Annotated in this window: 28 protein-coding genes; 21 read left to right on the forward strand and 7 right to left on the reverse strand. The window is 59.2% G+C overall.

The genetic code is table 11. The features are described 5' to 3' along the window. Nucleotides 1–61 precede the first annotated feature (61 nt). Nucleotides 62–619, forward strand: coding sequence for a DcrB family lipoprotein (locus ACMGG5_RS04445; protein WP_008503073.1), 558 nt, complete (start codon nt 62–64; stop codon nt 617–619). A gap of 4 nt (nt 620–623) precedes the next feature. On the opposite strand, the gene ACMGG5_RS04450 is transcribed toward ACMGG5_RS04445, so the two are convergent. Then, nucleotides 624–1,841 (reverse strand): MFS transporter, encoded by a 1,218-nt coding sequence (locus tag ACMGG5_RS04450; RefSeq protein ID WP_420277557.1) that lies wholly within the window; start codon nt 1,839–1,841, stop codon nt 624–626. A 145-nt stretch (nt 1,842–1,986) separates the two neighbouring features. Between ACMGG5_RS04450 and ACMGG5_RS04455 the strand changes: the two genes are divergently transcribed. The 20 genes from ACMGG5_RS04455 (at nt 1,987) to acpT (ending at nt 19,080) form a co-directional block, all read left to right on the forward strand. After that, nucleotides 1,987–3,036 (forward strand): AI-2E family transporter, encoded by a 1,050-nt coding sequence (locus tag ACMGG5_RS04455; RefSeq protein ID WP_024908881.1) that lies wholly within the window; start codon nt 1,987–1,989, stop codon nt 3,034–3,036. A gap of 336 nt (nt 3,037–3,372) precedes the next feature. Then, the gene (locus tag ACMGG5_RS04460; protein ID WP_024908880.1) at nt 3,373–3,762 is read left to right on the forward strand and encodes a hypothetical protein; all 390 of its coding nucleotides are present in this window, start codon (nt 3,373–3,375) and stop codon (nt 3,760–3,762) included. A gap of 69 nt (nt 3,763–3,831) precedes the next feature. Next, nucleotides 3,832–4,935, forward strand: coding sequence for a class I SAM-dependent methyltransferase (locus ACMGG5_RS04465; protein WP_420277558.1), 1,104 nt, complete (start codon nt 3,832–3,834; stop codon nt 4,933–4,935). A 27-nt stretch (nt 4,936–4,962) separates the two neighbouring features. Then, nucleotides 4,963–5,685 (forward strand): beta-ketoacyl synthase chain length factor, encoded by a 723-nt coding sequence (locus tag ACMGG5_RS04470; RefSeq protein ID WP_420277559.1) that lies wholly within the window; start codon nt 4,963–4,965, stop codon nt 5,683–5,685. Next, nucleotides 5,670–6,497, forward strand: a complete 828-nt coding sequence (locus tag ACMGG5_RS04475; protein ID WP_410374677.1) for a lysophospholipid acyltransferase family protein — start codon at nt 5,670–5,672, stop codon at nt 6,495–6,497. Before ACMGG5_RS04470 ends, ACMGG5_RS04475 begins: the two co-directional genes overlap by 16 nt. Beyond that, the gene (locus ACMGG5_RS04480) at nt 6,478–6,735 is read left to right on the forward strand and encodes a phosphopantetheine-binding protein (RefSeq protein WP_008503081.1); all 258 of its coding nucleotides are present in this window, start codon (nt 6,478–6,480) and stop codon (nt 6,733–6,735) included. The genes ACMGG5_RS04475 and ACMGG5_RS04480 overlap by 20 nt, the downstream gene beginning before the upstream one ends. A 12-nt stretch (nt 6,736–6,747) precedes the next feature. Further along, complete coding sequence (locus ACMGG5_RS04485; protein WP_024908875.1) at nt 6,748–6,999, forward strand: acyl carrier protein; 252 nt, start codon at nt 6,748–6,750, stop codon at nt 6,997–6,999. Between the two features lie 6 nt (nt 7,000–7,005). After that, nucleotides 7,006–7,593, forward strand: coding sequence for a hypothetical protein (locus tag ACMGG5_RS04490; RefSeq protein WP_032648291.1), 588 nt, complete (start codon nt 7,006–7,008; stop codon nt 7,591–7,593). Further along, a complete protein-coding gene (locus ACMGG5_RS04495) occupies nt 7,586–8,947 on the forward strand; it encodes an AMP-binding protein (protein ID WP_090420573.1) in 1,362 nt (453 codons plus the stop codon). Before ACMGG5_RS04490 ends, ACMGG5_RS04495 begins: the two co-directional genes overlap by 8 nt. Continuing rightward, nucleotides 8,934–9,287 (forward strand): hydroxymyristoyl-ACP dehydratase, encoded by a 354-nt coding sequence (locus ACMGG5_RS04500; RefSeq protein WP_024908872.1) that lies wholly within the window; start codon nt 8,934–8,936, stop codon nt 9,285–9,287. Before ACMGG5_RS04495 ends, ACMGG5_RS04500 begins: the two co-directional genes overlap by 14 nt. After that, complete coding sequence (locus ACMGG5_RS04505) at nt 9,278–10,969, forward strand: glycosyltransferase family 2 protein (RefSeq protein WP_420277560.1); 1,692 nt, start codon at nt 9,278–9,280, stop codon at nt 10,967–10,969. Before ACMGG5_RS04500 ends, ACMGG5_RS04505 begins: the two co-directional genes overlap by 10 nt. 3 nt (nt 10,970–10,972) lie before the next feature. Next, entirely contained in the window at nt 10,973–11,395 is a 423-nt protein-coding gene (locus ACMGG5_RS04510; RefSeq protein WP_061716356.1) for an acyl-CoA thioesterase, read from the forward strand. Next, on the forward strand, nt 11,392–11,997 hold the full coding sequence (locus tag ACMGG5_RS04515) for an outer membrane lipoprotein carrier protein LolA (protein WP_024908869.1): 606 nt from the start codon (nt 11,392–11,394) through the stop codon (nt 11,995–11,997). Before ACMGG5_RS04510 ends, ACMGG5_RS04515 begins: the two co-directional genes overlap by 4 nt. Beyond that, complete coding sequence (locus ACMGG5_RS04520; protein WP_420277561.1) at nt 11,966–14,290, forward strand: MMPL family transporter; 2,325 nt, start codon at nt 11,966–11,968, stop codon at nt 14,288–14,290. Before ACMGG5_RS04515 ends, ACMGG5_RS04520 begins: the two co-directional genes overlap by 32 nt. After that, nucleotides 14,287–14,865, forward strand: a complete 579-nt coding sequence (locus tag ACMGG5_RS04525; protein ID WP_024908867.1) for a DUF3261 domain-containing protein — start codon at nt 14,287–14,289, stop codon at nt 14,863–14,865. Before ACMGG5_RS04520 ends, ACMGG5_RS04525 begins: the two co-directional genes overlap by 4 nt. Nucleotide 14,866: 1 nt before the next feature. Further along, a complete protein-coding gene (locus ACMGG5_RS04530) occupies nt 14,867–16,036 on the forward strand; it encodes a beta-ketoacyl-[acyl-carrier-protein] synthase family protein (RefSeq protein WP_208763317.1) in 1,170 nt (389 codons plus the stop codon). Beyond that, on the forward strand, nt 16,033–16,506 hold the full coding sequence (locus ACMGG5_RS04535) for a 3-hydroxy-fatty acyl-ACP dehydratase (protein WP_032648277.1): 474 nt from the start codon (nt 16,033–16,035) through the stop codon (nt 16,504–16,506). The genes ACMGG5_RS04530 and ACMGG5_RS04535 overlap by 4 nt, the downstream gene beginning before the upstream one ends. Beyond that, nucleotides 16,503–17,234: a 3-ketoacyl-ACP reductase FabG2 gene (locus ACMGG5_RS04540; protein ID WP_148769384.1), complete on the forward strand. Its 732-nt coding sequence runs from the start codon at nt 16,503–16,505 to the stop codon at nt 17,232–17,234. Before ACMGG5_RS04535 ends, ACMGG5_RS04540 begins: the two co-directional genes overlap by 4 nt. Further along, on the forward strand, nt 17,231–18,460 hold the full coding sequence (locus ACMGG5_RS04545) for a beta-ketoacyl-ACP synthase (RefSeq protein ID WP_148769385.1): 1,230 nt from the start codon (nt 17,231–17,233) through the stop codon (nt 18,458–18,460). Before ACMGG5_RS04540 ends, ACMGG5_RS04545 begins: the two co-directional genes overlap by 4 nt. Before the next feature lie 2 nt (nt 18,461–18,462). Continuing rightward, entirely contained in the window at nt 18,463–19,080 is a 618-nt protein-coding gene (gene acpT / locus ACMGG5_RS04550; RefSeq protein ID WP_420277562.1) for a 4'-phosphopantetheinyl transferase AcpT, read from the forward strand. Here acpT and arnF read toward each other — a convergent pair. From arnF to arnC, 6 genes are read right to left on the reverse strand one after another with little or no spacing between them, the layout of a single operon-like run. Next, a complete protein-coding gene (arnF, locus tag ACMGG5_RS04555) occupies nt 19,028–19,417 on the reverse strand; it encodes a 4-amino-4-deoxy-L-arabinose-phosphoundecaprenol flippase subunit ArnF (protein ID WP_061716350.1) in 390 nt (129 codons plus the stop codon). The two genes, acpT and arnF, sit on opposite strands and share 53 nt — an antisense overlap. Next, nucleotides 19,414–19,749: a 4-amino-4-deoxy-L-arabinose-phosphoundecaprenol flippase subunit ArnE gene (arnE, locus tag ACMGG5_RS04560; protein WP_032645411.1), complete on the reverse strand. Its 336-nt coding sequence runs from the start codon at nt 19,747–19,749 to the stop codon at nt 19,414–19,416. Before arnE ends, arnF begins: the two co-directional genes overlap by 4 nt. Beyond that, the gene (gene arnT, locus ACMGG5_RS04565) at nt 19,749–21,404 is read right to left on the reverse strand and encodes a lipid IV(A) 4-amino-4-deoxy-L-arabinosyltransferase (RefSeq protein WP_090420550.1); all 1,656 of its coding nucleotides are present in this window, start codon (nt 21,402–21,404) and stop codon (nt 19,749–19,751) included. The genes arnE and arnT overlap by 1 nt, the downstream gene beginning before the upstream one ends. After that, the gene (gene arnD, locus ACMGG5_RS04570) at nt 21,401–22,303 is read right to left on the reverse strand and encodes a 4-deoxy-4-formamido-L-arabinose-phosphoundecaprenol deformylase (RefSeq protein WP_024908858.1); all 903 of its coding nucleotides are present in this window, start codon (nt 22,301–22,303) and stop codon (nt 21,401–21,403) included. The genes arnT and arnD overlap by 4 nt, the downstream gene beginning before the upstream one ends. After that, the gene (gene arnA, locus ACMGG5_RS04575; protein ID WP_157189832.1) at nt 22,300–24,282 is read right to left on the reverse strand and encodes a bifunctional UDP-4-amino-4-deoxy-L-arabinose formyltransferase/UDP-glucuronic acid oxidase ArnA; all 1,983 of its coding nucleotides are present in this window, start codon (nt 24,280–24,282) and stop codon (nt 22,300–22,302) included. Before arnA ends, arnD begins: the two co-directional genes overlap by 4 nt. Then, on the reverse strand, nt 24,279–25,262 hold the full coding sequence (gene arnC / locus ACMGG5_RS04580; protein ID WP_023333737.1) for an undecaprenyl-phosphate 4-deoxy-4-formamido-L-arabinose transferase: 984 nt from the start codon (nt 25,260–25,262) through the stop codon (nt 24,279–24,281). Before arnC ends, arnA begins: the two co-directional genes overlap by 4 nt.

A 25,262-nucleotide genomic window follows, 5' to 3' on the forward strand; every position in this document is an offset into this window, starting at 1 on the left:
ATCAGTTGTGATAAGATGAGCGAATGAGCCGTTATGGCCGTTTATCGAAAGGAAGAAGTCAATGCGCAATCTGGTTAAATATGTCGGGATTGGCCTGCTGGTTGTGGGTCTTGCAGCCTGTGATAACAGCGACACGAAAACGCCTGCTCAGGGCGCATCCGCAGAGAGCAACGCGACCGGCCAGCCGGTTAATCTGATGGATGGCAAACTCAGTTTCTCTCTGCCAGCCGATATGACTGACCAGAGCGGCAAGCTGGGCACCCAGGCGAACAACATGCACGTTTACTCCGACGCAACCGGGCAGAAAGCGGTCATTGTGATTGTGGGCGACGACACCAGCGAAGATCTGGCCGTTCTGTCCAAACGTCTGGAAGATCAGCAGCGCGGCCGCGACCCTCAGCTGCAGGTCGTGACCAATAAATCCATCGAGCTGAAAGGCCATAAGCTGCAGCAACTGGACAGCATCATCTCTGCAAAAGGCCAGACCGCTTACTCCTCTGTCGTGCTGGGCAAGGTCGATAACAAACTGCTGACCCTGCAGATCACCCTGCCAGCGGAAGATCAGCAGAAAGCGCAGACGGCTGCTGAAAACATCATTAACACCATCGTGATCCAGTAACGTTTCACGGCGATGACGTGGCCTCCGGTGCCTGCACCGGGGGCCATTTTTTTAGCCGCCACGTCAGCAGCAGTGCAATCACAACCAGACCCGCTGCAGCAAGATAGATCACCGGCACGCCTGCCCAGGCCATCACCAGCCCCGCCAGCGGGCCGGTAATGCCTAAAGACATATCCATAAACACCGTATAGGTCGCCAGCGCCGCCCCCTGATTCTGCTGCGGCACGGCTTTTACCGCCACCACGCCCAGCGCCGGGAAGACCAGAGAAAAGCCTGCCCCCGCGAGGAATACGCCCACTTTCGCGACCCAGGGCACCATCGCTATTCCGGTCAGCAGCAGCCCGACAATCTCTATCGCAAAGCAGATCATCGCCACATTCAGCCCGCCCAGACGGTTGATGCCGTTAGGGAAAAGCAGGCGCGCGCCAACAAACGCACAGCTGAACAGGGTTAACGCAAAGGCCGCACCGTCCCAGCCTTTGGCGTCATAGAACAGAGTAATGAAGGTGGCTATCACGCCGAAGCCGGTTGTCGCCAGCGCCAGGGCCATGCCGTACGGCCAGACGCGCCCCAGCACCGCCCGAAACGGCAGCGGCTTGCCTTTGCTGGCCTTCACCTTCGGGCGCGGCAGCGCAAAGAGGATCGCCAGCAGCGCGACCGCCATGATGGTGATGGCCAGCCCATGCAGCCCGCCCAGCGCATAGCAGGCCACGCCGAACGGCGCACCGAGCGCCATCGCACCGTAGGTGACAATCCCGTTCCAGGAGATCACCCGGCCAATGTGCGGCGCGCCGACAACCCCCACGCCCCACAGCGTCGAGCCGGTTCCCGCCAGGCTTTGCCCAATGCCCAGAATGACGCGACCCAGGCAGAGCAGCGCCAGGCTGACCAGCGGCCAGTGGCTGGTTGCGGCAGCCAGCAGATAGCTCAGGCCACTGAGGAAACAGCCGCACAATCCCACCACCACGATGCTTTTTGGACCGAACGTGTCCGCGTAGCGCCCGGCATGCGGGCGGCTTAGGAGCGTGGCGAAATATTGCAGGCTAATCACCAGCCCCGCCCAGAAGGCGCTGAAGCCCATCACGTCATGGACATAGCCCGGCAGGACCGCCAGCGGCAGCCCGATGGTCAGATAGCTGGCAAAGTTGAAAATCACAACGGAAACGATGCGCAGATTGAGGCGCAGTCCGCTCAGTGCCGGTTCAGCGGCAGGTTCGGGCATGGGGTTCTACCTGGATTTTTTACAACAGTGTTTCACTATTACCACGGCGCAATAAGAAAATCAGCCCCGACTTTCAGATTAACGGCCCCAGACGAAGCGGAGCCCGGACACTACACTTACCGGGTCATCATATTAAGGAACACGCATGATCGCTAACCCGTCCGACAAAGCAGGGCTCCATATCTTATTAAAACTCGCCTGTCTGGTGGTTATCCTTGCGGGTATCCACGCTGCCGCTGACATTATTGTCCAGCTCCTGCTGGCGCTCTTTTTTGCCATTGTGCTTAATCCGCTGGTCACCTGGTTTTTACGCCGGGGCGTCAGCCGTCCGGTAGCCATCACCATCGTCGTCATCGTGATGCTGATTGCCCTGACGGCGCTCTTCGGCGTGCTGGCGGCCTCGCTGAGCGAATTCTCCACCATGCTGCCGCAGTACAACAAAGAGCTGACCCGTAAGATTGTGGCGCTGCAGGAGATGGTACCCTTTCTTAATCTGCATATCTCACCCGAACGGATGCTGCGCAGGATGGATTCCGAGAAGGTCATGACCTACGCCACCACGCTGATGACGGGGCTTTCCGGCGCGATGGCCAGCATTCTGCTGCTGGTCATGACGGTGGTGTTTATGCTGTTCGAAGTCCGCCACGTTCCCTATAAGCTGCGCTTTGCCCTGAACAACCCACAAATTCACATTGCCGGATTACACCGGGCACTGAAGGGCGTCTCAAAATATCTGGCGCTGAAAACGCTACTGAGCGTCTGGACGGGGATCATTGTCTGGCTGGGGCTGATGCTGATGGACGTGCAGTTCGCGCTGATGTGGGGCGTGCTGGCGTTTCTGCTCAACTACGTGCCCAATATTGGCGCGGTGCTTTCCGCCGTGCCGCCGATGATTCAGGCGTTCCTGTTTAACGGCTTCTACGAATGCATGCTGGTCGGCGCGCTGTTCCTCGTTGTGCATATGGTGCTGGGCAATATTCTTGAGCCGCGCATGATGGGACACCGGCTGGGCATGTCGACGCTGGTGGTGTTTTTATCCTTACTGATTTGGGGATGGCTGCTGGGCCCGGTCGGAATGCTGCTGTCGGTCCCCCTGACCAGCGTATGTAAAATCTGGATGGAAACCACCAAAGGCGGCAGCAAGCTGGCGATCCTGCTCGGGCCGGGGAGGCCGAAAAGCCGGCTACCCGGGTAACCGGCCTACCTGTACAGGTAGGTTTAAAGCGTCAGTAATACACCGTAAATTACCGCGTCCCTAATCCGTCGCGGTATTTTTATTTGCGTTAAGGCGATATTCACTCTGTCTTTATTTACTCCACGCGCATTATATTGAAACGCAACTCATGATTTAACGCAAATTATAAAAAATGAAATTCTTATTTATTTTCCATGTTATTATGCCCACCTTCGCGTCAACGCAATGCAAACATTAATATTGATTAAAAATACATCTAGCGGTCAAAAAAAGCCGGATGCGTATTATTTGTAAAAACCACTACCTTTAATTGTTATTATTGATATGGAGTTGTTGATGAAAAAGATCGTTAAATGGTGTACTGCTGCCGTATTCGTGGGTGCACTGGCAGGCTGTGCGCGTACGGCCCCAATCGCTCAGGTTCACTCTATTGTCAGCGCGGGTCATACTGCCGATCAGGTAAAAACGGCAATTTTGAAAGCAGGCCAAAAGCGTGACTGGATCATGACGGAAGCGGGTCCTGGGGTGATTAAGGGACGTCTGCAGTCACGCGATCACTCGGTCCAGGTGAGTATTCCGTACACGGCAACAAGCTATTCAATCAACTATGAAAACAGCCTTAACCTGAAAGCGGCAGACGGTAAAATTCACAAGAATTATAACCGCTGGGTGAATAACCTCGACCACGATATTCAGCTGAACCTCTCCGCTGGCGCCGCGCTGTAATATTTTTCTAAAGTCGGGCCGCGTATGGCCCGATAACCTCTCTTTATTGCCCTAAAAGGTTACGCAGTAATGTACGAAAAGGACACACTCAGCGCACTGGATGCCATTACCGAAGCGCAACGCATCGCCTTTGCCCCGATGTTATTCCAGACTGCGCTTTGTCTGCGTAACTCTGGCGTTCTCGCCTGGCTCGATAAACAAGGCAAAGAGGGAGCTACCCTCGAGGAAATAACCGAAAACAGCACCCTGAGTAGCTATGGTGTTAGCGTCCTGCTGGATATGGGATTAAGCGGACGCATCGTTACCCAACAGGATGGACGTTATTTTCTGGCGAAAGTGGGACATTTTTTACTGCACGACGCAATGACCCGCGTAAATATGGATTTCACTCAGGACGTTTGTTATCAGGGGCTATTTCACCTGGCGGACGCCCTGCAGGAAGAAAAGCCGGCCGGATTAGCCGTGTTTGGCGACTGGCCAACCATCTACCCGGCATTATCCCAATTACCGGCTCCGGCGAAAGAGAGCTGGTTCGCTTTTGATCATTACTATTCTGACGCCGCTTTTGACGCTGCGTTACCATATATATTCGCAAGCTCGCCGACAAAATTGTACGATGTGGGCGGAAATACGGGTAAATGGTCGTTACGCTGCTGCCGCTATGACGAAATTGTTGCCGTGACGATCCTCGATCTGCCGCAGCAGATAGCGCTGGCGCAGGAAAACATCGCAAAAGCAGGTTTTTCTCATCGTATTGGATTCCATGCTGTCGATATGCTTAGCCCTGCAGCATTGCCGGGAGACGCCGACGTCTGGTGGATGAGCCAGTTCCTGGATTGTTTCTCTCCGGATCAGATTGTCGCCATGCTGACGCGCGTCGCACAGGTCATGAAGCCAGGCGCACGTTTGTGCATCATGGAGCTTTTCTGGGATGCCCAGAAGTTTGAAGCGGCCTCTTTCAGTCTGAATGCCACCTCGCTCTATTTCACCTGTATGGCGAATGGTAATAGCCGGTTTTACAGCGTAGAGAAGTTTTATCGCTACCTGGAGAGCGCAGGTTTCAGCGTTGAACAACGGCTGGACAACCTTGGGGTCGGTCATACCCTGCTGATATGCACCAAACGTGAACAACAGAGCAGCGTAGCTGCCCGGGTGGCCCAGCCTGCCCTTTGAATACGGTTTTTTCGCGGACGCGCGTAGATGAAATTTTCACTGAACATTATCGACTGGCAGACGAGAGCGCCAGGACTCAGCGATGCCACAGAGTGGCAGGCGTGGTCGCGCCTGCAGCTGGCCGTTGACCCAGCGGCCCCGCTTCCCCGGCTGACCGCTTTACCTATGATGACCGCGCGCCGCCTCAATTCAGGCAGTAAGCTGGCGGTGGACATTGGTCTTGCCATGCTGCAAAAGCACGCCATTGATGCCGTCGTCTATTCCAGCCGTCACGGCGAGCTGGAGCGCAACTACCGTATTCTGCATGCTCTGGCGACCGGGCAGTCCGTTTCCCCCACCGATTTCGCTATGTCCGTGCACAATTCCGCGGTGGGCAATCTCACGATTACCGCACGCCAGGCCATCGTCTCATCATCCATCTCAGCCGGACTGGACACCTTCCAGCAGGCCTTATGTGAAGTGCTGAGCCTGCTGCATGCGGGCTATTCCCGCGTCCTGCTGGTCGATTTTGACGGCGCGCTGCCGGAATTTTACCATCCGGCGTTACCGCCGCAGATGCCCACCTGGCCGTACGCGCTGGCGCTGGTGATTGAATCCGGCAACGGATTGCAGTGTGAAACCCGAAGCGGCAGCACGGGTGAAGAACCCGCCCTGCCGCAAAGCCTGTTGTTCCTGCAACGCTATCTCAGCGAGGCACGGCAGTTTGTGGTGCCCGGGGAACGTTTGCTGTGGCAATGGACGCGCGCATGAACCGCCTGGCTGCCCGTATCAACTGGTTATGGCGTCTGGTGATGACCGGCTTCTGCTTCGCGCTGTTTGGCGTGGGCGGGCTGCTGCTGTCGCTGGTCTGGTTCAACCTGCTGCTGATCGTCCAGCGCGATCGCGCCAGCCGTCGTCGCCTGGCGCGTCGCAGCATTGCGGCCAGCTTCCGCTTCTTCCTGACCGTTGCTCGCAGCCTCGGAGTACTGGACTATCGCATTCACAATCTTGACGCGCTGCGCAGCGATCGGGGTTGTCTGGTGGTGGCTAACCACCCCACGTTAATTGACTACGTGATTCTGGCGTCGGTGATGCCGGAAACCGACTGTCTGGTGAAGAGCGCGCTGCTGCGCAACCCGTTTGTCAGCGGTGTTATCCGTGCGGCGGATTACCTGATTAACAGCGAAGCCGAGCCCCTGCTCGCGGCCAGCCAGCAGCGTCTGGCTCAGGGCGACACGCTTTTAATCTTCCCGGAAGGCACGCGTACCCGATTTGGCGAGGCTATCTCTCTCCAGCGCGGCGCGGCAAATATCGCCGTGCGCTGTAACAGCGATCTGCGGGTGGTGCTGATCCACTGTAGCGAACATCTGCTGGATAAAAAAAGTCACTGGTATGATGTACCGCCAGAAAAACCTGTTTTCACCGTGGATGTCCGCGACCGCGTGAACATCGACGAATTTTACGATGCAACTGAACAAGAACCGGCGCTGGCGGCAAGGCAGTTAAACCGGCATCTACAGCATCGATTAACATCAGGCCTTCAATCTTTGTCAGGAATTAATGATGCAAGCGCTTTATCTTGAAATTAAGAATCTCATTATCACCACGCTGAATCTGGACGAGCTTACCGCAGAGGATATTGATACCGATGCCGCGCTGTTTGGCGATGGGCTGGGTCTCGACTCTATCGACGCGCTGGAACTGGGGCTGGCCGTGAAAAACCAGTATGGCGTGGTGCTTTCCGCCGAAAGCGAAGAGATGCGCCAGCACTTCTTTTCCGTCGCCACGCTGGCGTCCTTTATCAACGCTCAACGCGCCTGAGATGTGATCACGATGACCGAACAAGAAACCATTTATCAGGAAGTCTGTGGCCTTTTGACCAAGCTCTTTGAAATCGACCCGCAGGATATTACGCCCGAAGCCCGTCTTTACGAAGACCTGGAGCTGGACAGCATTGATGCGGTGGACATGATTGTTCATCTGCAGAAAAAAACGGGCAAGAAAATCAAGCCGGAAACCTTCAAATCGGTTCGTACCGTTCAGGATGTGGTAGACGCCGTCGAACAGCTTCTGCGCGAAGAGTAAGACATTGTGCGTGGTGGACGGACGTTCCCGGTCATCCCACTGCTGACGGGGCTGATGCTGCTGGCGTGGCCCTTCCTCATTGGATTTGGGCTGACGCACAACAGCCTGCAATGGCTGTTACCGGTGATGGCACTGGTATTGCTGCTGCGGCTGCGTCAGGCGCAGCGAAACACCGGCCCGATGCGGTACGTGGTGCAGTGTGTTGCGCTGGCGGGCATCGTGCTCTGCGCGGCCAGCTATCTGCTGAAAACCCATCAGTGGCTGCTGCTCTACCCGGTGGTCGTCAACCTGGTGATGCTGGCCGTGTTCGGGGGTTCGCTGTGGACCGCGATGCCACTTGTCGAGCGACTGGCGCGCTTGCGCGAGCCAGATTTGCCCCCGGAGGGCGTGCGCTATACCCGCAGGGTGACTCTCGTCTGGTGCGGCTTTTTCATCGGTAACGGCGCGATGGCGCTGTTCACCGTCCTCCACGGCGACATGCATCTGTGGACGCTGTGGAACGGTATGGTGGCTTACATCCTGATGGGGACGCTGATGGCGACAGAGTGGCTGGTGCGCCAGCGGGTGATAAAAAAAGAGATGCACAATGACTAACCCCCTTCCACTGGGCCAGTGGTTAAACGCGCCGCGCCCTGACGATACGCCCGTTGCCTGGCTTGACGATCGTACCTGGACGCTGGGCCAGCTGCGCCACGACGTGACCTTACTGGTCGACACCCTGCGTCAGCAGGAAGGCGAGCGCTGGGCGCTGTGCTTTGAAAATAGCTACCTGTTTATTGTTGCGCTGCTGGCCTCGCTGCATGCCGGTAAAACACCGGTCATTCCCGGCCATAGCCGCGTCTCACAGCTTGAAGAACAGCAGGCGTTGTTTAGCGGCGTTCTGAGCGATCGGACTCTCGCTTTCCATGGGAAGCTGATTGTGGTGGCCTCCCACCATCAGACAGTTAACCACTGGGCGCCCCTGCCGGAGATTGACGAAAGCCGCTTCGTAGAGCTGTTCACCTCCGGCTCCACGGGTACCCCGCGCCGGGTGATTAAGCACATCGTCAGTCTGGATCGCGAGGCCCGTCTGCTGGCTGACCGCTTCGGCGAGCGTCTGGCCGGATGCAGCGTTGTCGCCTCGGTCGTACCGCAACACCTGTATGGCCTGACATTCCGCATCGTATTGCCGATGGCGCTGGGTCTGCCGCTGCATGCCGCGATGCTCTATTACGCAGAACAGCTGGCCGCCCTTCCTCATGACAGACTTTACCTGTTCATCAGCAGCCCGGCGTTCCTGAAGCGCCTGGATACCGAGCTGGCCGCGCCGCCCGTCAGGATGCTGATTTCCGCAGGCGGAATGCTGCCCTGGTGTGACGTCGCCACCACCGCTGGCTGGCTTAACATCTGCCCGGATGAAATTTATGGCAGTACCGAAACCGGGATCCTTGCCTGGCGCCATCGCCAGCAGGATAACGTCCCGTGGCTGGCGTTCCCCGGCGTGATCTTCCATCAGGAAGATGAAGCCTGTCGCGTCACGTCGCCACTGATCCATGAGGCTGAAGGACTCCAGCTGGACGATATCCTCCACTTCGACAGCGAGGGGCTGTTCAGCATCGCCGGTCGTCGCGGGCGGGTGGTCAAAATTGAAGAAAAGCGCATCTCGCTTAACGAGATCGAACGTCGCCTGCTGGAGCTCGACGGCATTTGCGAAGCGGCTGTACTGCCGGTCACGCGCGGAGGCCGTCAGGGGATTGGTGCACTGCTGGTCCTGGACGAAGCGGTTCGTCAGCGCGGGTATATGCAGGATAAAAAAGCGCAGGAGTTCGCCTGGCGTCGCGCCCTGCTGCCCTGGCTTGAGCCGGTCGCCGTTCCACGCTACTGGCGCATTGTCGATGAAATGCCGGTAAACAGTATGAACAAGCGTGTCTATGCGCAGTTAGAGGAGTTGTTTCATGAAAATTCATGAAATTGAGCGCCACCAGACACAGCCGGAGAAGCTGGAAATCACTTTGCATCTCGACGCGGCGCTGTTCTGGTTTCAGGGCCATTTTGCCGTACAACCGCTACTGCCCGGCGTTGCACAGCTTGACTGGGTGATGCACTACGCCACGACATTACTGGCACCGGGCTACCGCTTTCACAGCATTCAAAACGTGAAGTTCCAGGCTCCTCTGCTGCCGGAAACCACGGTCACGCTGGTGCTTGAGTGGCATGCCGAACGTCAGATGCTGACCTTCAGCTACCAGCGTCACGCCGGGGATGAGCGCCATACCGCCAGCAGCGGAAAGATTCGTCTATGTCAGTAATCTTTCGCCCCTGCGTGCTGATCCCGTGCTACAACCACGGCGCCATGATCGCCAGCGTGCTGTCGCGTCTCGCACCGTTCGGCCTGCCGTGCCTGGTGGTGGATGACGGCAGCGAAGCTGTCACCCGTCAGGAGCTCGAACGCCTGGCGGCGGCGGAGCCACAGATGACGCTGGTCCGTCTGGCGCAAAACGCCGGGAAAGGTGCCGCGGTCATCAGGGGGCTGGAGGAGTGCGCGCGCGCGGGCTATACCCACGCCGTGCAGGTGGACGCGGACGGCCAGCACGCCATCGAAGATATCCCCAAACTGCTGGCGCTGGCAGAGCGCCACCCGGACGCGCTGATTTCCGGCCAGCCCATTTACGATGATTCCATTCCACGCTCGCGACTCTACGGTCGCTGGGTAACCCACGTCTGGGTGTGGATTGAGACCTTATCCCTGCAGCTTAAAGACAGCATGTGCGGCTTTCGGGTCTACCCGGTCTCCCCCACGCTGCGGCTGGCAGCGCGTGAACCGCTCGGTAAACGCATGGACTTTGACACCGAAGTGATGGTCCGTCTCTACTGGCAGGGCAACACCAGCGTCTTTCTGCCCACCCGCGTCACCTATCCGAAGGACGGGTTGTCCCACTTCGATGCGTTAAAAGATAACGTGCGGATCTCCCTGATGCATACCCGACTCTTCTTCGGCATGCTGCCCCGCATGCCCGGCCTGCTTTTCCGTCGACGCCGCCAACACTGGGCGCAGCAGGACGAAGTCAAGGGTCTGTGGGGGATGCGCCTGATGCTGCGCGTCTGGCAACTGCTGGGGCGGCGGGCCTTTGCCGTGCTGCTGTGGCCGGTGATCGGCGTGTACTGGCTTATCGCGCGTCCGGCGCGGCAGGCCTCGCGGCAGTGGATTGCGAGAGTGAAGCAAGAACTGCGTCAGCGGAGCATGCCTGTTCCCTCACGGCTCAACAGCTTTTTCCATTTTATGCGCTTCGGCAATGCGATGCTGGATAAAGTCGCCAGCTGGCGCGGTGAGCTGAAGTTTGAGCGCGACGTGGTCTTTGCCCCCGGCGCGAGCGAAGCGCTAGATATCGCGGCGCCGCAGGGCAAGCTCCTGCTCGCCTCGCACCTTGGCGACGTAGAAGCCTGCCGGGCGCTGGCTCAGCTGGAAGAGAGCAAAATCATCAACGCCCTGGTTTTCAGCGAGAACGCCCAGCGCTTTAAGCAAATCATGAGCGAAATGGCGCCCCAGGCCAGCGTAAATTTGATGTCGGTTACCGACATCGGCCCGGACACCGCGATTGCCATCAAAGAGAAGCTTGAGCGCGGAGAGTGGGTCGCGATTGTGGGCGATCGCATCGCGGTGAATCCGCAGCGTGGCGGCGACTGGCGCGTGATCTGGAGTCCGTTCATGGGCCAGCCTGCGCCGTTCCCACAGGGGCCGTTTATTCTGGCCTCCATCCTGCGCTGCCCGGTGGTGCTGATTTTTGCCCTGCGCCAGCAGGGGAAGCTCACCCTGCACTGCGAACCGTTTGCCGACCCGCTGCGCCTGCCGCGCGGTGAACGCCAGCAGGCGCTGCAGGATATCGTCGATCGCTACGCGCAGCGGCTGGAGCACTACGCCCTCATGTCGCCGCTCGACTGGTTTAATTTTTTCGATTTCTGGCATCTGCCAGAGTCCAGAGAGAAGGAGTAAAGGGTGCTGACCGATCCCCGCTTTACGACTGAAGTCGAGATCACCGTTCCGTTCCACGACGTCGATATGATGGGCGTGGTCTGGCACGGTAACTATTTCCGCTACTTTGAGATCGCCCGCGAGGCGCTGCTCAATCAGTTTAACTATGGCTATCGCCAGATGAAGGCCTCCGGCTACGTCTGGCCCGTCGTCGATACCCGGGTGAAATACCGCGATGCGGTGACCTTTGAGCAGCGAATTCGCGTCCGCGCACACATTGAAGAGTATGAAAACCGCCTGCGCATTGCCTATCAAATTTTCGATGCGCAGACCGGCAAACGCACCACCACCGGTTACACAATCCAGGTGGCAGTAGAAGAAGCCACCCGCGAAATGTGCTTTGTGAGCCCGGCAATACTGTTTGAACGAATGGGAGTGACGCCATGAAATGGTTGCCTTTGCTGGCGCTGATCGTCAGCCCGCTGGTCAGCGCCGTGACGCTGGATGAACTGCAGCAGCGCTTCACCGAGCAGCCTGTCGTGCGTGCGCACTTCGAACAGGTTCGCACGATAAAAGATATGCCGCAGCCGCTGCGCTCGCAGGGCGAGATGCTGATCGCCCGCGACAGTGGCCTGCTGTGGGATCAAAAAGCGCCGTTTCCGATGACGCTCCTGCTGGACGACAAGCGGATGGTTCAGGCGATCAACGGCCAGCCGCCGCAGACCATCACTGCCGACAATAATCCGCAGATGTTCCAGTTCAACCACCTTCTGCGGGCCCTGTTCCAGGCCGACCGCAAGGTGCTTGAAGAGAACTTCCGCATCGATTTTAAAGACCAGGGAGCAGGCCGCTGGTCGCTGGTGCTCACGCCAAAAACGACGCCGCTGGACAAGATTTTCGCCACCCTCGATCTGGGCGGCGCGACCTATCTGGAGACGATTCGCCTCAACGACAAACAGGGTGACCGTACCGATATCGCCCTTTCACGCCACCAACTGACGCCCGCCAGCCTGACCGATGACGAACGCCAACGCTTTGCCGCACCGTAAATCCCTGCGCCCGGCGCTGCTGTGGGCCACGCTATGCCTGATCCTGCTGGGCGTGCTGCTGTCGCGGCTGCCCGGCGCGCGGCTGAACAGCAGCGTGCTAGCCATGCTGCCGAAACAGACGCTGGGGGCGATCCCGCCGGCGCTCAACGACGGGTTTATGCAGCGTCTCGACCGCCAGCTGGTCTGGCTGGTCAGCCCCGGCAAAGAGCCGGATTCGCGCGTGGCGCAGCAGTGGCTGGCGATGCTGCAAAGCAGTGACGCGCTCAGCGACGTCAAAGGCCCGATGGACGCCGCCGGGCAAAAAGCCTGGGGAGAGTTCTTCTGGCAGCACCGAAATGGCCTTATCGATCCCGCCACCCGCGCCCGCCTGCAAAACGGTGGAAACGCGCAGGCGCAGTGGATTCTATCTCAGCTCTATTCAGCCTTTTCCGGGGTCAGCGGCAAAGAGCTGCAAAACGATCCCCTGATGCTGATGCGCGGCTCGCAGCTCGCTCTGGCGCAAAACGGCCAGAAGCTGCGGCTGATGGACGGCTGGCTGGTCACAAAAGATGAGGCGGGAAACTACTGGTATCTGCTTCACGGTGAACTGGCGGGCTCGTCATTTGATATGCAGCAGACCCACCGGCTCGTGACGACGCTTAACGCGCTGCAGGAGACGCTCAAAGCCCGTTACCCGCAGGCACAGCTGCTTTCCCGCGGAACCGTGTTTTACAGCGATTACGCCAGCCAGCAGGCCAAACGCGACGTCTCAACGCTGGGCATCGCCACCCTGCTTGGCGTGTTCCTGCTCATCGTGGCGGTGTTCCGCTCTCTGCGTCCGCTGCTGCTGAGCGTGCTCTCGATTGCCATCGGCGCGCTGGCGGGCACGGTGGTAACGCTGCTGCTCTTTGGCGAGCTGCACCTGATGACGCTGGTGATGAGCATGAGCATCATCGGTATTTCAGCCGACTACACGCTCTACTACCTGACCGAACGGATGGTGCACGGCGCGGAGCATTCCCCCTGGCAAAGCCTGGGGAAAGTGCGCAATGCGCTGCTGCTGGCGCTGCTGACGACCGTCGCCGCCTACCTGATAATGATGCTGGCCCCCTTCCCCGGGATCCGCCAGATGGCGGTGTTCGCCGCCGTGGGATTGAGCGCCTCCTGCCTGACGGTGATTTTCTGGCATCCGTGGCTGTGCCGGGGTTTACCGGTGCGCCCGGTTCCGCTGATGGTCCCGATGATGCGCTGGCTGGCCGCCTGGCGACGCAATAAAAAATTGTCCGTTGGTTTGCCCGTCGCGCTGGCGCTGCTCTCCGCCGTGGGGATGAGCACCCTGAGGGTGGACGACGATATCGCCCAACTGCAGGCCCTGCCAAAAGATATTCTGGCGCAGGAGAAGGCCATTACCGCCCTGACCGGACAGAGCGTCGATCAGAAATGGTTTGTGGTCCATGGCGCCTCGCCTCAGCAAACGCTGGAGCGGCTGGAAGCCTTTACCCCGGCGCTGGCCGAGGCGCAAAAAGCGGGAGAGATCGCCCGCTGGCGTACCCTGCCGCTGAACTCGCTGGCCCGCCAGAAAAGCGATCTTACGCTGCTGCGCGACGCTGCCCCTGCGGTAACGAACGTGCTGCAAAGCGCCGGGCTCAACGCCGTCTCCCCGAATCTCGACACCATGCCGGTCAGCGTGGACGCGTGGCTTAAAAGCCCGGCCAGCGAAGGCTGGCGTCTGCTCTGGCTGACCCTGCCGAATGGGGAAAGCGGCGTGCTGGTGCCGGTGGACGGCGCGAAAAACAGCGCGCACCTCAGTGAACTGGCCGCGCGCCATGACGGCGTCGTCTGGGTCGATCGCAAAGCCAGCTTTGACAGCCTGTTTGCCCTCTATCGCACGCTGCTGACGGGGCTACTGTTTGCGGCACTGGCAGTGATTGCCTGTGGGGCAATGCTGCGCCTCAGCTGGCGTAAAGGGCTGATAAGCCTGGTACCGTCCGTGCTGTCGCTGAGCTGCGGGCTGGCGGTCCTGGCCGCAACGGGCCATCCGGTGAATCTGTTTTCACTGCTGGCGCTGGTACTGGTGCTCGGCATTGGCATTAACTACACGCTGTTTTTCAGCAATCCGCGCGGTACGCCGCTGACCTCAATGCTGGCGATTACGCTGGCGATGATGACCACGCTGCTGACGCTGGGCATGCTCGTCTTCAGCGCCACCCAGGCCATCAGCAGCTTTGGTATCGTGCTGGTGAGCGGTATTTTTACTGCCTTCCTGCTGGCGCCGCTGGCGATGCCGGATAAGAAAGAGAGAAAACGTAAATGAACGCTTTTTACCGCGCCGCCGCGCTGGCCGCGGCGCTGCTGCTGGCGGGCTGCAGCCATTCGACCGATACCAAAGAGACGCGTCCCCAGGCCTGGCTCCAGCCGGGAACCAAAGTTACGCTCCCGCCACCCGGCATTAGCCCGGCAGTAAGCTCCCAACAGCTGCTGACCGGCAGCTTTAACGGACAATCGCAGTCTCTGCTGGTGATGCTCAACGCGGATGCGCATAAAGTGACGCTGGCCGGACTCTCTTCCGTGGGCATTCGTCTGTTCCTCGCGACGTACGATGAGACCGGTATTCATACCGAACAGTCGATCGTCGTGCCGCAGCTGCCGCCCGCCAGCCAGGTGCTGGCCGACGTGATGCTCAGCCACTGGCCAATTAGCGCCTGGCAGCCACAGTTGCCGAAGGGCTGGACGTTAACGGACAATGGCGATCGACGCGAGCTGCGCAACGCCAGCGGCAAGCTGGTGACGGAGATTGTCTACCTGCAGCGCAAAGGCAAGCGCGAGCCGATCAGCATCGAGCAACACGTATTCAAATACCACATCACCATTCAATATCTGGGTGACTGAGATGATTTATATTTCCGCTGTTGGCATGGTCAACGCGCTGGGCAACTCGCCTGATGAGATTGCCGCGAACCTGACGGCAGGCGTGGCGCCGGGGATGCATGCCCGGACCGGCTGGCTGCAGGACTCACCCGAAGCCGTACTGGGTGGCGTGGAAGGCGAGCTGCCGACCATCCCGGATACCTTGTCCGCACACCGCACCCGCAACAACCAGCTGCTGCTGGCCGCGCTGGCGCAGATTCAGTCGACCGTCGACGAGGCCATCGCCCGCGTCGGTCGCGACCGCGTGGCCGTGGTGCTGGGAACCAGTACCTCCGGGCTGGATGAAGGCGATGAGCATGTGCGCCGCATGACCGACGGCGAGACCAGCACGCGCTGGCAGTATGCGCAGCAGGAGCTTGGCGATCCGTCCCGCTTCCTTGCCAACTGGCTTCAGCTCGAGGGCCCGGCCTATACGATCTCGACGGCCTGCTCTTCCAGCGCGCGGGCGATGATCGGCGGCAAACGCCTGATCGACGCCGGACTGGTGGATATCGCCATTGTCGGCGGGGCCGATACCCTGAGCCGAATGCCCGTCAACGGTTTTAACAGCCTTGAATCCTTCTCCCCTACGCTCTGCGAGCCGTTCGGTCGCGATCGCCGGGGGATCACCATCGGTGAAGCCGCCGCGCTGATGGTGCTTAGCCGTGAGCCCGCCGATGTGGCGCTGCTCGGGACGGGCGAATCCAGCGATGCTTACCATATTTCCGCTCCGCATCCGCAGGGCGAAGGAGCGATCAGGGCCATCACGCAGGCGCTTAATGACGCGGGTATGCAGCCGGAGGATATCGGCTACATCAACCTGCACGGTACGGCCACGCCGCTCAACGATCAGATTGAATCGCAGGTCGTTCACGATCTCTTCGGGGAAAGCGTGCCGTGCAGCTCAACCAAACACCTTACCGGCCATACGCTGGGCGCTGCCGGCATTACCGAAGCGGCCCTGAGCTGGCTGATCCTGACGCGCGATCTGCCCTTGCCGCCGCAGGACTTCGCCCGCTACGCACCGGACGACACGCTGGCGCCGTGCGGCCTGCTGCACCAGAGTGCCGCTCTGAAAAAACCGATCATTCTGTCTAATTCGTTCGCGTTTGGCGGCAATAACGCCAGCATTCTGCTGGGGAGAGCGTCATGAGCTACTTATCACCCGTCGACTATTTGCCGCACGATGCGCCAATGATGCTGCTCGAGTCCGTTGAGTGCGTTACGGATGACACGGCGGTATGCCGCGTTGTGGTCGACAGGCAAAGCGTACTGGCGCCGTTTCTGAATGCCGATGGCGATCTGCCGGGCTGGTACGCGCTCGAGCTGATGGCGCAGACCGTCGGCGTCTGGTCAGGCTGGCATCGCCAGCAGCAGGGGCAGGATCATATTGCGCTGGGCATGGTGCTCGGCGCGCGCGAGCTGGTCTGCGCCAGCGGGCGTTTTACGCAAGGTCTGACGCTGGAAATCACCGTAAAACTGCTGATGCAGGACGAACGCTTCGGCAGTTTTGAATGCGCGATTTCCGCTGATGAAGAGACGCTGGCCACGGGCCGGGTCAACACCTTCCAGCCGAGCGCAGAAGAATTAACCTCGCTTTTTAATCAGGGATCTAACGCATGAGTCGTTCCGTACTGGTCACAGGGGCCAGCAAAGGCATAGGGCGCGCCATCGCCCGCCAGCTCGCCGCCGACGGGTTTACCGTAGGCGTGCATTACCATCGTGATGCCGCAGGCGCGCAGGAGACGCTGGACGCCATCACGCAGGCGGGTGGCAACGGTCGTTTACTCGCCTTTGATGTGGGCAACCGCGAACAGTGCCGCGAGGTGCTGGAGCAGGACATTGAAGCCCATGGCGCATGGTATGGCGTGGTCAGCAACGCCGGTATCACCCGCGATGGCGCCTTTCCGGCATTGAGTGAAGACGACTGGGACAGCGTGATCCACACCAATCTCGACAGTTTTTATAACGTCATTCACCCCTGCATTATGCCGATGATTGGCACCCGTAAAGGGGGACGTATTATCACCTTATCGTCCGTATCCGGCGTGATGGGCAACCGCGGGCAGGTGAACTACAGCGCGGCAAAAGCGGGCATTATCGGTGCTACCAAAGCGCTGGCGATTGAGCTGGCAAAACGCAAAATCACCGTGAACTGCATTGCCCCGGGGCTGATTGATACCGGCATGATTGAGATGGAAGAGGCCGCGCTGAAAGAAGCGATGTCCATCATTCCAATGAAACGCATGGGCCAGGCTGAGGAGGTCGCCGGGCTGGCAAGCTATCTGATGTCAGATATTGCGGGCTACGTCACCCGCCAGGTCATTTCCATTAACGGAGGAATGCTATGACGCGTCGCGTGGTGATTACGGGCATGGGCGGCGTGACCGCCTTTGGCGAAAACTGGCAATCCGTGTCCAGCAGACTGCTGGCGTATGAAAACGCGGTGCGTAAAATGCCGGAATGGCAGGTGTATGATGGCCTGCACACCCTGCTGGGTGCGCCGATCGATGATTTCACGCTGCCGGAACACTATACCCGCAAGCGTATTCGCGCCATGGGCCGGGTGTCGTTGATGTCGACCCGCGCCACCGAGCTGGCGCTGGAGCAGGCGGGATTGATTGGCGAAGCGGTACTCACCAACGGGCAAACCGGTATTGCCTACGGTTCTTCTACAGGCAGTACCGGACCGGTCAGCGAATTCGCGACCATGCTCACCGAAAAGCACACCAATAACATCACCGGGACAACCTACGTGCAGATGATGCCGCACACGACCGCGGTGAATACCGGCCTGTTCTTTGGGCTACGTGGCCGCGTCATCCCGACGTCGAGCGCCTGTACGTCCGGCAGCCAGGCGATTGGCTACGCCTGGGAGGCGATTCGCCACGGCTACCAGACCGTTATGGTTGCGGGGGGCGCTGAGGAGCTGTGCCCGTCTGAAGCGGCGGTGTTTGACACGCTGTTTGCCACCAGCCAGCGTAACGACGAACCCAAAACCACCCCTTCACCGTTCGATACGCAACGCGATGGTCTGGTGATTGGGGAAGGCGCAGGTACCCTGATACTCGAAGAGCTGGAGCATGCCAAAGCGCGCGGAGCCAGGATCTACGGCGAAATCGTGGGCTTTGCCACTAACTGTGACGCGGCCCATATCACCCAGCCTCAGCGTGAAACCATGCAGATTTGCATGGAGCAGTCGCTGGCCATGGCGGGATTAAGCGCCCTGGATATGGGGTATATCTCCGCGCACGGTACCGCCACCGATCGCGGTGATATCGCCGAAAGTCAGGCCACTGCCGCTATCTATGGTGACAACGTGCCGGTCTCCTCGCTGAAGAGCTATTTTGGCCATACGTTAGGGGCCTGCGGCGCGCTGGAAGCGTGGATGAGCTTGCAGATGATGCGTGAAGGCTGGTTTGCCCCGACGCTCAATTTAACGCACCCGGATGAGCAATGCGGTGCTTTAGATTATATTATGGGGGAAGCCCGCCAGATCGATTGCGAATATCTGCAGAGTAATAACTTCGCGTTCGGCGGCATCAACACCTCGATTATCATTAAACGCTGGGCGTAACTATGTACCAGTTTGTACTGGGAAAGATCTCCACCCTTAGCGCGGACCCGCTGGCGTCAACGCTCGTACACAGGGCACCTCAGGGTGCCCAACATGCCTCCTGGCTGGCCGGGAGGACGCTGCTCGCCAGAACGTTATCTCCTCACCCGCTCCCCGACATCATTTACGGTGAGCAGGGGAAACCAGCCTTTGCGAAGGGGCATCCACTGTGGTTCAACCTGAGCCACAGCGGTGACGATATCGCCTTACTGATGAGCGATGAAGGCGAAGTCGGCTGTGATATCGAAGTGATTCGTCCAAGGAAGAACTGGCAGGCGCTGGCTAATGCGGTATTCAGCGTGACAGAGCATGATGAGCTGGAGCGTGAAGCGCCCGAGGAACGGCTTTCTGCGTTCTGGCGTATCTGGACACGGAAAGAAGCGATTGTGAAACAGCGTGGCGGCAGTGCCTGGCAGATTGTCAGCATCGACAGCACTGCGCAGACACATGCGGTCAGTCAGCTACAGGTCGGCTCGCTGAGCCTTGCCGTCTGCACATCGACCCCTTATACCCTGACCAACGAGTCGATTATTCACGTTGGGACGTTCGGGGCAGAAAAATCACTAACACACCCAGAATAATAAACCCGACCCCCGCCAGCCCGTGCCAGGAGAAATGCTCCCCCCAACCCGGCAGCAGGATCGCGATGCCCCACACCAGAATATAACTGAGGCTCAGCAAGGCATAGGCTTTGCTGAGCGCCATACGATGCAGCGCCAGATACCAGCAGCCCATAGAGGCCACATACCCCATCAACCCCAGCAGCAGCGCGCCCGTGCCGGATGAGAAGTGCCACAGCGCGGAAATCAGCGCCAGAACATCGCTGACCGGTGGCAGTGCCAGCATGGCGTCTCGCAGCAACAGCTGCGCGGCGCTGACTAACAGCACGCTGCATAAGGCCCAAAACGCTCCTTTCACAGGCTCCCTCCCAGGATAACAATCCCAACGATGATCAACCCCACCCCCAGCCAGTGATGCAACGCGACGGTTTCACGCCAGAATACCTTCGCCGCCAGCGTCACCCAGACAAAATTGAGGCTCAGCATAGGGTAGGCAATGCCGACAGGCAGGCGTTGCAGCACCACCAGCCAGACCAGCATCCCGCTGCCCAGCGCCAGCAGGGCCAGGCCAAGCCACAGCGCAATATGCGCCCCACGCCGCCCGGCTTTCGCCGGACGGGTGGCTTGTTTCTGACACAGTTGTCCCGCGCAGCTGAGCAGGCTTGCCAGTATCAGCCAGATCCAGGTCATCACTTCGGCAGATACTGCAGGTAGGCCAGACGGCCCTGGATATACAGGCTATCCGGTTCTGGCAGATTAGCCCGCGAAAGGTCATCGCGTTTTGACAGCAGGATAACCAGCGATACGCGTCCCTGCTGACGGTGCTCTGCCAGCCACTGCGCGAAGTCATCTCTACCGACAAAACGATCTTTCACATCAGGATAATCCAGCCCGTAACGCAGCTCGCCGCTCTGACCAAACAGCGTGATGTCATTGCGCTTCAGCTCCCACGCCAGGCCAGCGGCCACGCCCACGTTATTGGCCAGAACAAATCGGCTGTCCTGAAGCGGCTCGCGCACGGTGTCGACCAGCGACTGCGGCTGTTTGGAATCCACCACCAGGTTAGGAATGGCAAAACCAATCAGCAGCGCCAGCCCCGCAGGGCACAGTGCCGCCAGCCACCAGCGCTGCTGACTCTGCCTGAACGTAAACCAGCCTACCGCGGCCCAGATAAGGAACGCGACCACCGCGCAGAAGACTTTATACAGTTCGACCGAGGTCCAGACCGGATGCTTAGACAGTCCCCACGGCGAGACCACTAGTGCCGCTATCACGCCGATAACGCCAAACGCCAGGTTAATCCCGCCGTTAATGCGCAACGCTCTGGCACCTTTCTCCGCCGCGAGGCAGGCATAGCGCGCCATCAGGATCGCCAGCGGGGCAAAGCACGGCAGGATGTAAGTCGGCAGCTTGCCTTTGGCAATGCTGAAGAACAGCAGCGGCATCACCACCCATCCCAGCAGATAGAACCCGCCACCCGCGTTTTGTCGGTCATTCCAGCCGAGACGAAACGCGCCGGGCAGCAGCGCCAGCCACGGCAGGCTACCCGCAATCAGGAACGGTATGTAGTACCAGAACGGGGCTTTGTGCTGCGCGTCGCTCTGGGCGAAACGCTGAATATGCTCAACCCAGAAGAAGTAACGCCAGAAGTCAGGCTCACGTTGCGCAATGGCCAGCCCCCATGGCAGAACAATCAGCACGCAGCTCAGGATCGCGAGCCAGCCAAAAATCAGCACCTCTTTCCAGCGCTTCTGGGCGATCACCCACGGCAGCACGCCAATCACCGGTACCGCCAGCGCCAGGAAGCCTTTGGTCATCACCCCCATCCCGCAGGCCAGCCCGAGCAGCACATAGCCACCCGCTTTTCCGGCAACGGTTTGCGCCTGTGAGGCCAGCCAGAAGCTGCACATCGCCGCCACCAGCCACAGGGTGATGACAGGATCCAGCACCGCATACGTGCCGATGCCATACACCAGGAACAGGGTCAGGAAGATCAGGCCAGAGAAAATGGCAGTCCGCTTATCTCGCCAGAGACGCCAGGCCATCCAGATGACCAGCAGCGCCGCTACCCCTGTAGAGAATATGGAACCGGCGCGCACGGCGAGGTTGGTGTGCCCGAACAGCATCTGCCCGATACTGTTGATCCAGTAGCCAGCGATCGGCTTTTCAAAGTAACGCAGCCCCAGAAAATGCGGGACAACCCAGTCTCCGGAGGCCAGCATTTCGCGGCTGATTTCCGCATAGCGCGTTTCATCAGGCTGCCACAGCAGGCGGACATCGACAGGAATGAGGTAGTAAACGATAAACAGTGCGAGAAGCGCTAAGCCATAACGGGCTGTTTTCATGGGACCGGACTCACGGTTTGTTGATAGCCAAGCCAGCCTTCCCGGCCAGCCAGTTCATTACGTACGACTTTGCCCACGGGCAGGGTGCTGAGGTCGTCTGGCAGCAGCTCGCTCAACGGGCAGAATTCGATGCCCTCCTGAGCGGCCATGGTCAGCAGTTCGTCGAAATCATGTTGATACGCAATCCCTTCCACTTCGGCATGGATGGTATACACCGGCGTACCGGCGTCACGATGAATGCGGTCCAGAATGTAGCGATTGAACTCATCCGCCTTTACCTCGCGTCCGACCACTTCATCCCAGGTGGGAAGTGTGACCGGAATTTGCACCGTACCGTAGCGATTTTCGCCTAACAGCGGCAAAAAGGGTCCGGTTCCGCGGCAATCGCTGTTGTAGCGAAACGCGAAGGCTTCTTTGGCTTTCACGACGCGCTGATCCGCACGCCATCCCGCCACGGCAGAGCAGCGCACGGGCTGACCGGTAATGGCCTCCAGCTCCAGCATCCCCCGCTCGACCTCACGGGACAGGCGCGGGATGTCCCAGACGCCAGCCCAGGCTTGCCAGGCATGGTGATCCCAGGCATGCAGGCCAATCTCATGATGCTGAGCCGCCTCGCGGATAATCGCTTCATTACCCGCGCCGATGCGTCTGCCGGGCCAGGCGGTGCCGGCCAGCAAAATATCCCAGCCGTAGAGGGATGCTGCGCGCGAGCGCAGCATTTTGAACAGAAATGCCGGTTTAACCAGACGCCATAAATGGCGTCCCATGTTGTCAGGCCCCACGCTGAAGAAAATGCTGGAACGCACACCGTGCTTGCTCAGCAGTTCCAGCAGTTTGGGTACGCCGTCACGCGTTCCCCTGAAGGTGTCGACATCAATGCGTAAACCGACTTTTTTCATGAGTCCTGTTCCGACAGCTCCACGGTGCGCAGGAAGAAATCGAGCGTCTCATCAATGGTCAGCTCCATCTTCACCGTCGGCGTCCAGTTCAGGCAGCGCTTCGCGTTGCGGATGCTTGGCTTACGGTGCTCAACGTCCTGATACCCTTTACCGTAGTAGCTGCTGCTTTCCACTTCGCGGAAACCGGCAAACGGCGGGAACTTATCGCGCAGCGGATGACGCTCGAAGCTGGCCAGCAGCATCTCGGCCAGCTCGCGAATGCTCGCTTCGTTGTCCGGGTTACCGATGTTAATGATCTCGCCGTTGCAGCGGTTATCTTTGTTCTCGATAATGCGGAACAGCGCTTCGATACCGTCGCTGATATCGGTAAAGCAGCGTTTCTGTTTCCCGCCTTCGATAAGCTTAATTGGCGAGCCTTCCACCAGGTTCAGGATCAGCTGGGTGATCGCACGGGAGCTGCCGATACGCGCCGCGTTCAGGTTATCCAGACGTGGCCCCATCCAGTTGAACGGACGGAACAGGGTAAAGCGCAGACCTTCTTTCTCACCGTAGGCCCAAATCACGCGGTCCAGCAGCTGTTTGGAGACGGAGTAGATCCAGCGCTGTTTGTTGATCGGCCCGACCACCAGGTTGGAGGTGTCTTCGTCGAAGTTCTTATCGGTACACATGCCGTACACTTCAGAGGTGGACGGGAAGATGATGCGCTTGTCGTATTTCACGCAGTCGCGGATGATCTTCAGGTTCTCTTCGAAGTCCAGCTCGAACACGCGAAGCGGGTTACGGGTGTACTCGATTGGCGTGGCAATGGCGACCAGCGGCAGCACCACGTCGCATTTTTTAATGTGATATTCGATCCACTCGGAATGGATGCTGATATCCCCTTCCACGAAGTGGAAACGCGGGTTGTCGAGGAAACGACTGATCGCATCAGAGCCGATATCCAGACCGTAGATTTCGTAGTTATCGTCTTTGAGCAGACGCTCGGTCAGGTGGTTACCGATAAAGCCGTTTACGCCGAGGATCAGCACGCGGGTACGGCGTTTGATGGCTACAACCGGTGCGCTGGTGATCAGCGCCCCGGTCACCAGGCCCAGAGACTGAGCCAGCTGTGTACCCTGGACGTACAGGCCGTTGTCGGTTTGTCCGGTGACGATCTCCAGCGCCTGGTCGCCGCAGCTCACAATCAGCGGGGAGACAGAGACGACGGTGCCCGGTTTAGCGGCAGGAATATCGTCACGCACGCGGGATTTCCAGACGATAAATTTGCTAACGCCAGCAAAGCTGTACGCGCCCGGCCACGGATCGGTCACGGCACGTACCAGGTTGTGCAGCTGGCGGGCCGGTTTGTTCCAGTCCAGACGACCATCTTCCGGCGTACGGCGACCAAAGCTGCTTGCCTTGCTCTCATCCTGCGCGGTCTCGCTGAAGGTGCCGCTGAGGATGGCGGGAAGTGCATCACGCAGCAGCGTCTGTGCCGTCGCGTTCAGCTTGTGATGCAGCTGCAGCGCAGTCTCGTCCGCATCAATAGCGACCTTCTGCTGTGCCACGATAGCGCCCGCATCCGCACGGCGCACCATGCGGTGCAGCGTCACGCCCGTTTCCGTTTCACCGTTCACCAGCACCCAGTTCAGCGGGGCGCGGCCACGGTAGGCCGGCAGCAGAGAACCGTGAAGATTAAAGGCGCCTTTTGCGGCCAGGCCTAAGATCTCGTCGGAGAGCAGGTTGCGATAGTAGAACGAGAAGATCACGTCAGGCGCGAGCGCGCGGATGCGATCCACCCACAGCGGGTGATTTACGTCGTCCGGCGCATAAACAGGGATCCCACGCTCGGCGGCGATGCGCGCCACGGAGCCGAAAAAGTTATTCTCTCCGGCGGTGTCCGGATGAGTAAAGATTGCCGCAATGTCATAGCCCGCTTCCAGCAGGGCCAGCGTGCCCGTGCACCCCATATCGTGATAGGCAAATACAACAGCTTTCATGGGTGAATTTCCTCTTGAGATGCTTTGTGTTCCTGACGGACAACACGTTGAATAAAGTAGCGCGGACGCGCGCGAACATCGTTATAGATACGGCCAATGTATTCACCGAGAAGGCCCATTCCGACAAACTGGGCGCCGATGAACATAAACAGCACGGCAAAGAGCATGAAGACCCCTTCCGCCGCCCACTGCGGGCCAAAGACCAGTCGCAGCACCACCAGCAGAACGGACAGCGCAAAACCGGCCACGGCGATGATGCTGCCGAAAACGCTCAGCAGACGCAGCGGTGTGGTGGTCAGGCAGGTGATGAGGTCATACATCAGGTTGATGAGACGCATAAAGCTGTACTTCGATTCCCCGTGCTCGCGCTCGGCGTGCAGAACCGGGATTTCCGTTGCCTTACGGGCAAAGGTGTTCGCCAGAATAGGAATGAAGGTGCTGCGCTCATGGCAATGCAGCATGGCGTCGACAATATGGCGGCGGTAGGCGCGCAGCATGCAGCCGTAGTCACCCATCGCTTTACCGGTGGTGCGCTGGATCAGGCGGTTAATGGTGCGTGACGCCAGCTTACGGAACAGGCTGTCCTGGCGGTTCTGACGTACCGTGCCGACCACGTCATAGCCTTCATCGGCTTTGGCAACCAGGCGCGGGATCTCTTCCGGTGGGTTTTGCAGGTCAGCATCCAGGGTGATGATCAGATCGCCCGTGACGTGGCTAAACCCCGCCATAATCGCCGAATGCTGGCCGTAGTTGCGGTTGAGCAGCACGGCCACAATGTGGCTGCCTTCAGCCTGCGCGGCTTCGGTCAGCATCAGTGCGGAATTATCGCTACTGCCGTCATCCACCAGCAGAATTTCGTAAGCCTTGCCCATCGTGTCACAGGCGGCCGTTGTACGGCGGATCAGTTCGGGCAGGCTCTCCTGCTCGTTATAAACCGGGATGACCACGGAAACTTTTTGTACAGGCGGTGCACTGAACAT

Origin of the sequence: Enterobacter sp. BNK-34 (assembly GCF_048684445.1) — a bacterium.
Classification (GTDB): domain Bacteria; phylum Pseudomonadota; class Gammaproteobacteria; order Enterobacterales; family Enterobacteriaceae; genus Enterobacter; species Enterobacter pseudoroggenkampii.